The following is a 12,006-nucleotide window of genomic DNA, read 5'->3' on the forward strand; positions in this document are numbered from 1 at the left end:
GGCAGGTATGAAGTATGGCGAATATTCTGATTATTGATGACGACCCCCTGGTGCGTAACAGCCTGGCACGGTTGTTCGAGGACCTGGAGCACGAGGTGCTGATGGCCTCCAGTCTGAGCGAGGGGTATGAGCTCGCAGCCATGGGTGTGGACATCATTTACCTGGACCTGGACCTGCCCGACGGTGATGGTCTGGAAGCCATAGATAGACTTTCCGCCACGCCAAGCAAGCCCGAAGTGATCGTCATCACGGGCATGGGCTCCAGCTATGGCGCGCAAAAAACAATGGACAGCGGCGCCTGGGACTATATCGCCAAACCGGCAACGCCCCAGGCCGTGAAGCAATCATTGCAAGGGGCCCTGCGTTTCCGCAATGAAGCCACGACCAGCAAGCCAAAGCAGACAGCCGGGTTTGATCCGTGCGGCATGAAGACATGGGACGAATCCATGCAGCGCATCATGCGCGACATAGAAAAAGCCGCCAAAAGCGACGCCAGTGTGTTGATCTGCGGTGAAACTGGGGTGGGCAAGGAATTGGCCGCGAGGGCCATCCACGCCAACAGCGACAGGAAGGACAAATCCTTCGTGGTTGTGGACTGTTCCAACGTTACGGATTCTCTGGTGGAAAGCATGCTCTACGGCCATGTCAAAGGTTCGTTTACCGGCGCTCACGCAGACCATAAGGGGTTGGTTGCCGAGGCGGACGGGGGCACGCTGTTTCTTGATGAAATAGGCGAGCTTTCCCTGACTCTGCAAAAATCGTTTTTGCGCATTTTACAAGAGCGCACCTACCGCCCTGTAGGGGGGACAAGAGAGCTTGGCAGTGATTTTCGTCTTGTGGCCGCCACCAACCGTGACCTGGGTAAAATGGCTGCCGACGGCGCCTTTCGTACGGATTTGCTGTTCCGGCTGCGCACCATGGAGATTGTACTGCCCCCGTTACGTGACAGGGGGCGCGACAAGGAGCTTCTGGCAGCGGAGTTCATCAATCAATATTGTGATCGCTATGGCCTGGAGGCGAAAATTCCGTCCAAGGAACTGTTCAACGTGGTCCGGGGCAGCAAGTGGACAGGTAATGTGCGCGAGCTGGCAAGCGTCATGGAGGCTGCGGTGATAAATGCCGGCAGCGCGCCGACCATCTACCCCAAACATTTACCGGGCAATGTCAGGTTTTCTTTTTTACGAGAAAAGAACGGCAAGTTACGTGAACATGCGCCCCGCTCTGAACAGCCAGTGCTGCCCCTGCGCAGGCAGGGGGAGAAGCTGCCCTCCTACCGCGATTACAAGGCCAAGTGTGATCGTGACTATTTCTCACGCCTTCTGGAAGAGACCGGACAGGACATCACGCAGGCCAGCAAGCTCTCGGGCCTCAGCGTTCCCAGCGTCTACCGCTATCTGGCCCTGGCTGGCATCCCCACAAAAAACAGCCGGAAAGGTTGATTCTACCACATTTCTCAGCGTCTTCTCCTGCCATTAGAAAGGCGGAGCTTCGCGCCTTATCAATTGCTGGCGGCTGTATTTACGGTCCTGCTTGACAGCAAATATCCGGAGGCGTAGTTCTCTTTGCCGGTAACACGAAAATTAAAAATGTATGCAGTTGTACGTCAGGGTTTTGAATTTGGCAGGGGCGGGGTGTTCACTCGGGATCGGGTACCGTGCTAGAATGAGGAAAGTTGAGGTAACGTGGCACCATTTCCATCATTTCAGGAACAGGCAACTGTGCTTTTTTCCCCAGAAGAACATCGCGATGCACCGGCCAAAATACGACCTCGTCCTGCTCCATGGGCGTCTCGGCTGCAAAACGCGACCCTCATCGCCCTCATTCCGGGAGTGGTGCTCCTTGCCTGGTGGCTGTTGGCCCACTGGGAGGTATTGAACCCCTACCTCACCCCCTCCCCCGGCAAGGTTTTAAGCGCGGGGGTGGAGGCGCTGCGCACAGGGGAGCTGTGGATACACGCGGGCGTCAGCCTGGCCAGGGTTTTCGCCGGCTTCCTCCTGACGGTGTGCCTGGCGTTGCCGCTTGCCGCCTTGCTGTATTTTTATCCCAAGAGCGAACGTTTGCTGCGCGTGCCCCTGGAACTTCTTCGAGTCATACCACCCCTGGCGCTTATCCCCTTGTTGATCCTCTGGTTGGGCATAGGCGAGGGCTCCAAGCTGGCGATCATTGTCCTGGCCAGTTTCTTTCCCATCTTTCTCAACGCCTATGATGGCCTGGAAAATGTCGACAGCCGTCTTTTGGAAATGGCGGCGACCATCGATCTGACGCCATGGGATACCTTTCGCAGTGTTCTGCTGCCTGCGGCGCTGCCGTCTGTCATTACTGGGCTGCGTATCGGCTTCGGGTATAGCTGGCGCGCCCTCATTGGGGCGGAACTCATCGCCGCTGCCTCGGGCCTCGGGTACATGATTCTGGACGCCGAGCAGCTTGCCCGTACGGATAGGGTGTTTGTGGGCATCTGCGTTATCGGGCTGCTGGGGTATATCTTTGATGCCGCGCTTTCGCGGACAACCGCCTGGGTGAGCCGCCGGTTGCATCTGGTGCAAGGGGCAGGCGCATGATTGGCCTGGCTGTGGCTGGCCTTTCCAAGCGCTACCAGACCGGGGGCAAACGTGTTCAGGCGTTGGCGGACGTTAACTTCTCTGTGGCGCCCGGGACCTTTGTGGCGGTCATTGGCTACAGCGGTTGTGGCAAGACAACGCTGATCCGCCATATAGCCGGTCTGGATCAACCTGATGCAGGGGGCGTCACGTTCCCCGGAGATTTTGAAGGCGGCACGAAAAGGCGCGCCAGATTGGGTGTAATGTTTCAGGAACCCAGACTGCTGCCCTGGCTCACTGTGCGCGAAAATCTTGCCCTGGCCTTGCGACGTACAGACGTGCCCGACCAGGGAGGAACGGTCGGCGAGGCGCTATCTCTGGTGGGCATGAAAGATTTCGAGGCCGCGTATCCGGATCAGCTTTCCGGCGGTATGGCGCAACGCGCCGCCCTTGCAAGGGCGCTGTGCCGCAAGCCGGATGTGCTGCTGATGGACGAGCCTTTTGGCGCACTGGATGCCCTGACCCGTCTGCAATTGCAGGTAGAGCTGGCGCGCATCTGGAGCGAACGCCCCATGACGGTGCTGTGCATTACCCATGACATTGGGGAAGCCGTGATTCTGGCAGACAGGGTGCTGGTGATGGTGGCCGGCCGCATGGTGGCGGAATGGGAGGTTGCATTACCGCGCCCCCGGAGATGGGGGCAGCCTGAGTTTGAAGCACTGCGGGGGGAAATTCTTGATTTTATTCTGGACACCAACAACAAGGAGCGCCCCTGATGCTTGTAGGAGCAGGAATGGTTGAAACAATGCGGCGTATGTTCATGGCGGCAGGCGTATTTGTGATTGTGATGCTGCTTGCGATCAGCGCTGCAGCCGCTTCACCGGATGCAATCAATGTCTCGTACGTCAAAGCGCCGTTCAATCTGCAGATTATGGTGATGCAGTCCAAGGGAATGCTGGAAAGGGAATTTGCGGCTGACGGCATCACGGTCAACTGGCGGGAAATCACCTCCGGAGCCAAGCAGACCCAGGCGCTGGCTGCGGGGTCCCTGGATATTGCCTCGGTGGTGAACACCACATCCGTTTTGCTGGCGAATGCAGGGGGCAATCCGGTCAGGATCATAGGCGGGGTAAGCCGCCCCTGTGAATCATTCGCCATTGTGGTGGGAAAGGATGGTCCCACATCTGTGGCGGGACTCAAAGGCAAGACCGTGGCCGGTCCCAAGGGCACGGTGCTGCATCAGCTTCTGGTGGCTGCGTTGGCGCGTGAAGGGCTGGCGGAATCAGACGTAGAGTTCGTACAGATGAATTTGCCCTCGGCGCGCACGGCCATGCTCGGGGGGCAGGTGGATGCCGCGCTCCTGGCGGCGAGCCTCGTCATAAAGTCTGTGGAGGCCGGAGCCCGGGTGCTGGTAACAGCCAAGGGGCTGGTGACGCCCATTCTGGTGAGCGCGACCTCTGCATCATTTGCTGCAGAACATCCGGACCTTGTGCAGCGTTTCATGGAGGTTTCGCGGCAGGCAATGACGTTTATCGAGCAGTATCAGGAAGAAGCCATTCGCATCGGCGCGGCGGAGCATGGCATATCCGTGGAGGACGCCAGGACGCTCTTTGGTTGGGCAGACTTCACTACGCATCTCGTGCCGGATGATCTCAAGGTCATGCGGGAGGACGTCGCGTTCCTTTCTGATAACGGCATGCTGGCCAAAGACGTTGATCCAGCCGCACTTTGCCTGCCAGAGGCATTTGAAAAATAGTCGCCCGGTGCGCCCGGTTCTCGCATATTACAGAAGGGGCGCATGACGCTCCCCATAAATAAAACCCCCGGAGGTGCCGGGGGTTTTTTCATGTGCTGGTAGTGGAAAAAACGTGCGCGTGCGCAGTGCCGGATCAATCCACAATGTCCCTGTCGCGCATGCCCATGAGGTAGAGGATCGAGTCCAGGCCAAAGGTGGAAATGGCGTGCCCTGCGCCTTCCTTCACCTTGGGTTTTGCGTGGAAGGCAATGCCAAGTCCTGCCAGGTTGAGCATGGGCAGGTCGTTAGCCCCGTCGCCAACGGCGATGACCTGTTGCAGGTCGATGCCTTCATGGTCTGCAATGCTGCGCAAGTGCTCCGCCTTGCGCGCTGCGTTGACTATTTCGCCCAGGACGCGCCCCGTGACTTTGCCGTCCTTGATCTCAAGCTCGTTGGCGTGCAGATAATCTATGCCGAAACGCTCCTGTAAACGTCTGCCAAAATAGCTGAATCCACCTGAAATGATGGCGATTTTGTAGCCGAATCGCTTGAGGTTGGCGATGAGCCGTTCGGCCCCGTCGGAAAGGGGCAGGTTGTCGGCCACCTCGTCCAGGGCGGATTCGGGCAGTCCTTCAAGAAGCGCCATCCTCCGGGCCAGGCTTTCGTTGAAGTCCATCTCGCCGCGCATGGCCGCCTCTGTGATTGCCGCGACCTGATCGCCCACGCCGTGAAGCTTGGCCAGTTCGTCTATGACTTCCACCTGCAGCAGGGTGGAGTCCATATCAAAGGCTACCAGTCTGCGGTTGCGACGAAAGATGTTGTCTTCCTGAATGGCAATATCCACACTTTCGGCAGCGGCAACATCAAGAAAGCTCTTGCGGAGGGCGCCCTGGTCCGCCGCTGTGCCGCGCACCCAGAATTCCACACAGCCGTTGGCGCGCCCCTTGACACCTTCTTCCAGGGGAGGGCGGCCGGACAGTCTGGTGATGACGTCTATATTGAGGCCATTGTCGGCAAGGGCTTGGGAAACGCCCCATAATGCCTTGGCGCTGATGGTGCGCCCCAAAAGGGTGACGATGTGGCGCTGGCGTCCTTGTTGGCCGACCCAGCGTTCGTAGCGTTCGTCGGTAATGGCCGTGAACTTCAGATTCACTTCAAGCTCGTGGGCCGTAAAAAGCAGGTCTTTCAGAATTGGGGCGCTTTCCGCTTCCGCAGGTATGCGGATCAAAACCCCCATGGCGAGGGTGTCGTGGATCACGGATTGCCCTATATCCAGAATTTCCACGTCGTATGAAGCCAAAACGCCGGCAAGCACAGACATGACGCCGGGGCGATCTTCCCCGGCAACCTGGATCAAAATCAAATCGTGCATTCTCAGCTCCCTTGCTGGTCCTTATCTGCTGCGTCATCAAAGGCGCCGGCAGATGGTGCGCCGGCGTTTTCGGGCTGGAGGAGGAACTGCTCCCCCGGTGTGTAGTCGGGAACAAAGACACGCACCTGGTCTCCTTGCTCCTGCCCCATCAATACGACCTTGCGGCGCTTGCCTGCAGGCGTGGTAAGCCAATACTGCTCGTATCTTTTCTGCAAGCTGGACCGGGGGACGAGCAGTGTGCCGGCGCGATCCGGCAGCAGTACGTCGAGCTCTACCCGCTGTCCTCCCCTGGCTTCCATGTTTTTTGCAGAAAAAGCAAGTTCCACATTGATTTTACGTGTTTCCGGATCAAAGGCCGGGGATACCTGATGCAGCTTCGCCTTATGCTCCTTGCCGTCGGCACTGCGTAGAACAAGTTCTGGAGGGTGGGCGCGCAGCCAGTGAAACTGCTCTTCGTCCAGGGCAAAGGGCGCCACCAGTGTGCTGAAGTCGCCGACGGTGGCAAGGGACTGCCCTGCTGTCACCCATTCTCCCGGTTCTATCATGCGCTCGATGACGATAAATCCGGCAGGGGCCTGGACCGTGTGCCGTGCCAGTTGCTCTTTTGCACGTTCGATTTCCACGTCCAGTGAGGCGATTTGCAATTCCGCCTGATCCAGGTCCTGCTCGTATTTGTCCAGGGAGGATTGATCGGCGTGGCGCCCTCTTACCAGGTCGCGGTAGCGATTTGTTTCGACTTCCAGATAGTCGCGCCTGGAGGCTGTCTTGCGGCGCTCCACTTCCAGTTCCGAAAGATTCAGGCGGGCATAAACGGGATCTATGTGCGCGAAAACACCATCTTCAGGGATGGCTTCGCCCACATCGGCGGCAACGTCCAGAATTTTTCCGGAGGCTTCGCTGGACAATGTAAGGGTGACATCCGCCCTGGTGTAGGCAGCAAGTGTTTCCACACGCAGGGTGGGTTCAGGCGTGAAAGTGGAGGCATCTCCGGCGTATGCAGTCGGAACAATGCCGTACAACAGGCAAGAGATGGCTAACCAAGCGTAAAAAAAGCGTTGCATGAGCACGTTCAGGTAAATGTTGCCAGCCCGGTGAATAGCTGCAGTCATGAGCAGTTGCATATCAATCAAGGGAAAGCATGCGTCCCGGGTCTTATCAGCCGCTGCATGGCTTGAAAAGAGGGCGCTGTTGCCCATGGTCATCTGCCTGGACGTGGGCCGCTTCAAATCGTCACTTCTAGCCCGTCATAGGCCATGAAAACCTCGAGAGGCAGCTCTGGCTTGTGCAGGCTGGAGTAACGAACGGTCTGCTGGAAAAAAAGTTCAAGGGCGTCGTCGTCTTCGGCAGGTTCGTGGTGAAAAAGGCAAAGCTGTTTCACACCGCCTTCCTTTGCCATTTCAACTGCCACAACATTGCTGGAGTGCCCCCAGTCTTTTTTCAGGGTCTGGGAGGTGGCAAAGTCGTATTGCGCGTCCAGAACCACCAGATCGGCCCCCCGTATGAAATCCACAAAGGTGCGGTCGTGTCCGGCAGGGGTCAGGTGATGCTCGCAATCAGTGGCGTAGATCAGTGTCTTGCCGTTTTTTTGGATTTTGTAAGTATAGGAGACGCCGGGATGATGCTGCCGTATTGCCGTGATTTGGTGTCCGGCAATGGTGTATTGTGTTTGTGGCTCCAGCTTGTGCGCCTGAAAAACCGCACCAGTTTCAAAAAGAGGAACCGGAAAAAAAGGCGGCTCCTGCTGTTGGACAAAGGCTTCCTCCAGTCCATCGTGACAGCCGTACACGTTTATTCTGTTGCCTGGCAGATAGAGTGGCGGGAAAAAGGGCATGCCTTGGATGTGGTCCCAATGCAGGTGCGACATCAGAATGTGGAAAATGGAGCCGGCAGCGCCGGAACGGGTGGCAAAGTGGTTGACCCCGAAGTCGCGCAACCCCAGGCCGGCGTCCAAAAGCAGAAACGTGTCGCCTTCAAGCATCACTTCCAGACACGGTGTATTGCTGCCATAGCCACCCCTGATGGGGAATGGAAGGTTGTCTACAAACGCATCAACGGCATCCGTATCCTGCAACCCTGCGTCCAGAGCGGCTTGGATGGCGCGCACCACCTTGGAACGGATCTTTGCAGCATTGTTAGAAGGTGCGGCTGAACCGCGAACGCCCCAGAACTTGATCTGCATGGGCTTCTCCTGCTTGGGACTTCTGCCGGGTAAATTTTCAAGACTGCACATCAATAGCGTAACAAGAGTATGCTGGCAATGATGAAGGCGATTCTCTTGTGTAAGGCGTTTTTTGCTGCCCGCCCCCTTACGTGGTGCGGGTGTTTTTGCCTGCGTGTGAGGTTACCTACGGTATATAGAAGGGTGCTTCAGAGCATCGAGGCTGGAGGAATCCGGCATGCCAGCAAGGAGAGGGAGGATTTTGTGGAAATATATTGTACACATAACAAGCAATAGGGCGTGAAATATAAACTGTTGTTTCAGTATGTTATGAAACTCAAAGGGGGAAGGGGCCACGGGAAGGCTCTTTGCTGGCATGTAAACAAAAGCCGAAAACTGCAGGTGATGTGTGTAAAAAAGCTATTTCATACTGCAGTATTTTGCTTCGTGCTTGTGATAGCGGACATAAGTTTTTCAGAGAGCCATGATGCAAAGAGTGTGTCGTTGGCATTGGCATCGTGCATGGAGCGATTTTCAATATATTTTTTATACTGTTTGGCCGTGTGCGCGTCATAAAAGCATGGAAAGGGTTATTCTGCACAGAATGTTGAGTAATTAATTTAACAATCCCCGATGGAGTTTTGGCAGATGCCGGAGACGTTTTTTTCCATGGAGAGTATTCCCTTGAATCACCAGCTTGGTAAGAGAGTTGATCGGGTACATAAAAAATGTATGTAAAAAGGTTGCCCTAAAACCGCCAAGTGCTTGACTTGAACCTTTGTACTCGGCTATAGGCAGAAAAGTGGAATAGGTATTCCACAGGTATGGACCTCTCTGTTGTTGTCGAGAGGGTGGAATTGGGCTTCAGCCCTTGTTACAGGACGCATGATCAGGAGTCGTTTTCCCCATGCGCTCCATCATCCATTCAGCTTTTAGGAGCAATCAGATCAATGGCTACGAGTATTTATGTGGGTAACTTGCCTTGGAGTGCGTCCGAAGAAGATTTGACCAGAATGTTTTCCGAACATGGCGAAGTGCTTTCCGCCAAGATCATCATGGACCGCGAGACCGGTCGCTCCAGGGGCTTCGGTTTCGTAGAGATGGAAAAGGATGATGCAGAGAGGGCAATAAGCGCCATAAACGGCACTGACATGGGCGGCAGAAGCCTGAAAGTGAATCAGGCGCAGCCCAAGCAGCCGCGCGCCCCCAGGCGCTAGCGGCGCATATATTCGTCTGAAATGCGTCCGCCCGAGTTTTTCGGGCGGACCATGGTAAGGCTGACCAGCACCGTTGGTATAGGGGGAGGGTGGTCAGACTGGCAGGGTGCCTTGTCAGGCAGGGGAAGTCTTGTGGCTTTTCCTCCCTGTGGAGGTGTTCGAAACAGTCCTGTTCGCCCTTTTTTTATCTACGCGGCACGGTGATAGTCGCTTTGTTCCACCGCGCTTGTCGGGCAACAACCGACTGGCCAGGTGCAGGAAGCAGGCGTCGTGTCTTGTGGTGCGCCATTCTTTTTTCGGCGTGCACGTACCCGGTGGTGGTCTGCAACTCAGGCGAGCTGGCTTTTTTACAGGGGGCAAATGTGCGTTTGTGCCCTGATGCGAGTGGCCAGAGGCGCTCTGGCTACCTCAGTGTGTTCTTTTGCGCCCGGCGTCGGGCTGCAAATGATTAGTTATTCGTGGATGTTCAGTGGCGCTCGTTCACTCTTTGGGCGAAAACCTGTCGTTTTTTTCCTCCTACAGCGTGGACAAAAAAACGTCTTCCTGGTAGGCGCAACAACCTGAAGGTGGTGAGCACCTGCGCCTTAGTCCTTGCACATTTACACGTGACAAGCTATGTGAGGCCAGGCAAGCGTTTTCATGAACAACCAGTAAACAGACGGTGAGAAACCGTTAAGTCGGGAGAGAGTGCGATGACCAAAGCGGACCTGATCGGTATCATTCAAAGCAAGGCTGGCCTGGAGACCAAGGCTGCTGCAGGCAAGGCCCTCGACGCTACCCTCGAAGCGATTTCCGATTCCCTGTCCAAGGGCGACGACATCACCCTCGTCGGTTTCGGCACCTTCAAGGTTTCCCAGCGCGCAGCACGCACCGGTCGCAATCCCCGCACCGGCGAAGAAATCCAGATCCCCGCGGCTAAGACTGTTAAGTTCGCCCCGGGGAAGCGTCTCAAAGATGCAGTAAGCTAGACGCGCTCATTTTCACGCCCGTTCCCTCCGACTTGTTTTTGGTTCGGAGGGGGCGGGTGTAATTTTTGAAAAAGCTGCACCCTATGGCGGCAGCAAGCAGAAGCAAGCGCATACCAGGCCTGCAGGGTGCGTATGATAGCTGCAACCGGAACCATTGCCCGTCTAAGAGGCATGGGTTCAACCTTCTCTTCTTCTCTGCATCCCCCCCATTTCGTTACCATAGCTCAGAGTTTGTTTTTGTCTGGACTGGCGGCTTTACCAGTCTGCCCAGCGATGGCATACTAGACCTTTGTACTCAATAATTACGTGCCGGTTGCATTGTGGCCCCTCGCAATAGAGCGCGGGGTGCATGCAAGCGATGGCGGGCGCCTGGGGAAAGAGCGCCTCCAGCGCCGTAAAGCAAGGAGAAAAAGCCATGCGCTTTTGGATACTTTTGGCAATCACGCTGCTTGTCGCAGCGACCGTTTTCGCCGGGAACCTGTACTATTGGAAGGATGATAACGGGGTCATGCAATTTGGCCAGCGTCCTCCGAAGCAGGGCATGACAACCGCCAACGCCCCCAAACAGGTAAAAGAAAAATCAAGTGCTTCCGTTGATATTTATGTCACGGACAGGTGCCCTTACTGCAAACAGGCCATGCGCTATCTGCAAAGCAAGGGCGTGCGCTTCAACGTCTATAACGTGGAAAGGGACCAGGGGGCGGCAAAGCGCATGCTGCAGTTAAGCAAAGGCAGCAGAGCCGTGCCTTTTGCCATGATTTACGGGGAGCCGGTGATAGGCTTTGCGCCGGGGATATACGACAAGGCGCTTAGCGCGCGGAAATAGCTGTCTCGCCTGAAAAATGGCATCAATGCCTGATCAGATGCGTCTGTTCACCAGAACGCCGCCGCTTTCTTCAAGGGCTGTCTGGGCGGCTTCCACGGGGAAATAGGCGCCTATGCGCATGTAGCCTTCCGCCTTGATGGCGTTTTCAGCTTGCACGCGGCGTGCGCCCAGGGCTGCATCCAGATTTTGCTCCGCAACGGAGTATATCCAGGGGCCGGGACCGCCCCCCACTATGGGGGTGCTCGGATAGATGTTGTAAAAGAATGCTTCTGCCATGTTCCTGCTCCGACTGCCCGGGATGGGCGTGCGTTGCCTTTATGGACATCTGGTGTATAGTGCACACAGTGTTAGATGTCCGGTAATGCTGAAAGGTTTCCTCATACTATAATACACCCGCCTTCTGTCTGGGGCAAGGGGCTTTCCTGATCGTTCGGGATGTATGTTTTCATCGCGCCCGGGTGGTTGGAAACCTGCTGCAGGAAAAGGCGAGCATCGCGAGGAGGACCCCATGCGCGTTCTGGTGGTTGAAGACGACCTGGAAGCCGCCGCCTATATGGTCAAAGGGCTCAAGGAAAGCGGGTTTGTCGTGGACCATGCTGCAGACGGAAAGACCGGTCTTTTCATGGCCGCTTCGGAAAATTATGACGCGCTGATAATCGACCGCATGTTGCCTGGCATGGATGGTCTGACGATCATCAAAACCCTGCGCTCAGCGGGCAATAAAACCCCGGTGCTGATTTTGAGCGCCCTGGGCGAAGTGGATGACCGTGTCAAAGGCCTGCGTGCCGGCGGCGACGATTATATGACCAAGCCCTATGCATTTGCGGAGTTGTTGGCCCGGATCGAGGCTTTGCAACGCAGGGGCAAGGTGGAGTCGGCCAATACGGTGCTGCAGGTGGCCGACCTGGAAATGGACCTGGTCACCAGATCGGTGAAGCGTTCAGGCAAGACCATCGACCTGCAACCAAAGGAATTTTCTCTTTTGGAATACCTGATGCGCCATGCGGGCTCCATAGTGACCAGGACCATGCTGCTGGAAAAGGTCTGGGATTACTCGTTCGACCCCCAAACAAACGTCATAGACGTGCACATCAGCCGGCTGCGGCAGAAGATCGACAAAGGTTTCGAACGCCCTCTGCTGCATACGGTGCGGGGCGCCGGTTATTCGCTCCACGACGTGCCTTGACCCACGT

General features: G+C 56.3%; 12 protein-coding genes. 8 read left to right on the top strand and 4 right to left on the bottom strand.

What is annotated here, in order from left to right:
• The first annotated feature begins 14 nt into the window (after positions 1-14).
• From ACZ5EH_RS08105 to ACZ5EH_RS08120, 4 genes are all read left to right on the top strand, one after another.
• Positions 15-1,439: a sigma-54-dependent transcriptional regulator gene (locus ACZ5EH_RS08105; protein WP_464277619.1), complete on the top strand. Its 1,425-nt coding sequence runs from the start codon at positions 15-17 to the stop codon at positions 1,437-1,439.
• 243 nt (positions 1,440-1,682) lie between these two features.
• Positions 1,683-2,558, top strand: a complete 876-nt coding sequence (locus ACZ5EH_RS08110; RefSeq protein WP_464277620.1) for an ABC transporter permease — start codon at positions 1,683-1,685, stop codon at positions 2,556-2,558.
• Positions 2,555-3,313 (top strand): ABC transporter ATP-binding protein, encoded by a 759-nt coding sequence (locus ACZ5EH_RS08115; RefSeq protein WP_464277621.1) that lies wholly within the window; start codon positions 2,555-2,557, stop codon positions 3,311-3,313. Before ACZ5EH_RS08110 ends, ACZ5EH_RS08115 begins: the two co-directional genes overlap by 4 nt.
• A 17-nt stretch (positions 3,314-3,330) precedes the next feature.
• Complete coding sequence (locus ACZ5EH_RS08120; protein ID WP_464277622.1) at positions 3,331-4,293, top strand: ABC transporter substrate-binding protein; 963 nt, start codon at positions 3,331-3,333, stop codon at positions 4,291-4,293.
• A gap of 133 nt (positions 4,294-4,426) precedes the next feature.
• Here ACZ5EH_RS08120 and serB read toward each other — a convergent pair whose 3' ends face one another.
• From serB to ACZ5EH_RS08135, 3 genes are read right to left on the bottom strand one after another with little or no spacing between them, the layout of a single operon-like run.
• Positions 4,427-5,644 (bottom strand): phosphoserine phosphatase SerB, encoded by a 1,218-nt coding sequence (serB, locus tag ACZ5EH_RS08125; RefSeq protein ID WP_464277623.1) that lies wholly within the window; start codon positions 5,642-5,644, stop codon positions 4,427-4,429.
• 2 nt (positions 5,645-5,646) lie between these two features.
• Complete coding sequence (locus tag ACZ5EH_RS08130) at positions 5,647-6,840, bottom strand: efflux RND transporter periplasmic adaptor subunit (RefSeq protein ID WP_464277624.1); 1,194 nt, start codon at positions 6,838-6,840, stop codon at positions 5,647-5,649.
• Between the two features lie 26 nt (positions 6,841-6,866).
• Complete coding sequence (locus tag ACZ5EH_RS08135) at positions 6,867-7,823, bottom strand: MBL fold metallo-hydrolase (protein ID WP_464277625.1); 957 nt, start codon at positions 7,821-7,823, stop codon at positions 6,867-6,869.
• 929 nt (positions 7,824-8,752) lie between these two features.
• Between ACZ5EH_RS08135 and ACZ5EH_RS08140 the strand changes: the two genes are divergently transcribed.
• From ACZ5EH_RS08140 to ACZ5EH_RS08150, 3 genes are all read left to right on the top strand, one after another.
• On the top strand, positions 8,753-9,019 hold the full coding sequence (locus tag ACZ5EH_RS08140) for an RNA recognition motif domain-containing protein (RefSeq protein ID WP_464277626.1): 267 nt from the start codon (positions 8,753-8,755) through the stop codon (positions 9,017-9,019).
• A 692-nt stretch (positions 9,020-9,711) separates the two neighbouring features.
• Positions 9,712-9,987: an HU family DNA-binding protein gene (locus tag ACZ5EH_RS08145; RefSeq protein WP_464277627.1), complete on the top strand. Its 276-nt coding sequence runs from the start codon at positions 9,712-9,714 to the stop codon at positions 9,985-9,987.
• A gap of 415 nt (positions 9,988-10,402) precedes the next feature.
• Positions 10,403-10,813, top strand: a complete 411-nt coding sequence (locus tag ACZ5EH_RS08150) for a glutaredoxin domain-containing protein (protein ID WP_464277628.1) — start codon at positions 10,403-10,405, stop codon at positions 10,811-10,813.
• Between the two features lie 33 nt (positions 10,814-10,846).
• Here the strand turns inward: ACZ5EH_RS08150 and ACZ5EH_RS08155 are convergent, their stop codons facing one another.
• Entirely contained in the window at positions 10,847-11,089 is a 243-nt protein-coding gene (locus ACZ5EH_RS08155) for a hypothetical protein (protein WP_464277629.1), read from the bottom strand.
• Positions 11,090-11,321: 232 nt separating this feature from the next.
• On the opposite strand from ACZ5EH_RS08155, the gene ACZ5EH_RS08160 reads away from it, so the two are divergent.
• Positions 11,322-11,999: a winged helix-turn-helix domain-containing protein gene (locus ACZ5EH_RS08160; RefSeq protein ID WP_464277630.1), complete on the top strand. Its 678-nt coding sequence runs from the start codon at positions 11,322-11,324 to the stop codon at positions 11,997-11,999.
• Positions 12,000-12,006 lie beyond the last annotated feature (7 nt).

The organism is Desulfovibrio biadhensis, from assembly GCF_055388615.1.

Coding starts and splice junctions, on each gene's coding strand:
- ACZ5EH_RS08130 (WP_464277624.1), bottom strand. CDS start 6,840: ATGGGCAACAGCGCCCTCTTTTCAAGCCATGCAGCGGCTGATAAGACC.
- ACZ5EH_RS08140 (WP_464277626.1), top strand. CDS start 8,753: ATGGCTACGAGTATTTATGTGGGTAACTTGCCTTGGAGTGCGTCCGAA.
- ACZ5EH_RS08150 (WP_464277628.1), top strand. CDS start 10,403: ATGCGCTTTTGGATACTTTTGGCAATCACGCTGCTTGTCGCAGCGACC.
- ACZ5EH_RS08120 (WP_464277622.1), top strand. CDS start 3,331: ATGGTTGAAACAATGCGGCGTATGTTCATGGCGGCAGGCGTATTTGTG.
- ACZ5EH_RS08145 (WP_464277627.1), top strand. CDS start 9,712: ATGACCAAAGCGGACCTGATCGGTATCATTCAAAGCAAGGCTGGCCTG.
- ACZ5EH_RS08105 (WP_464277619.1), top strand. CDS start 15: ATGGCGAATATTCTGATTATTGATGACGACCCCCTGGTGCGTAACAGC.
- ACZ5EH_RS08160 (WP_464277630.1), top strand. CDS start 11,322: ATGCGCGTTCTGGTGGTTGAAGACGACCTGGAAGCCGCCGCCTATATG.
- ACZ5EH_RS08155 (WP_464277629.1), bottom strand. CDS start 11,089: ATGGCAGAAGCATTCTTTTACAACATCTATCCGAGCACCCCCATAGTG.
- serB (WP_464277623.1), bottom strand. CDS start 5,644: ATGCACGATTTGATTTTGATCCAGGTTGCCGGGGAAGATCGCCCCGGC.
- ACZ5EH_RS08115 (WP_464277621.1), top strand. CDS start 2,555: ATGATTGGCCTGGCTGTGGCTGGCCTTTCCAAGCGCTACCAGACCGGG.
- ACZ5EH_RS08135 (WP_464277625.1), bottom strand. CDS start 7,823: ATGCAGATCAAGTTCTGGGGCGTTCGCGGTTCAGCCGCACCTTCTAAC.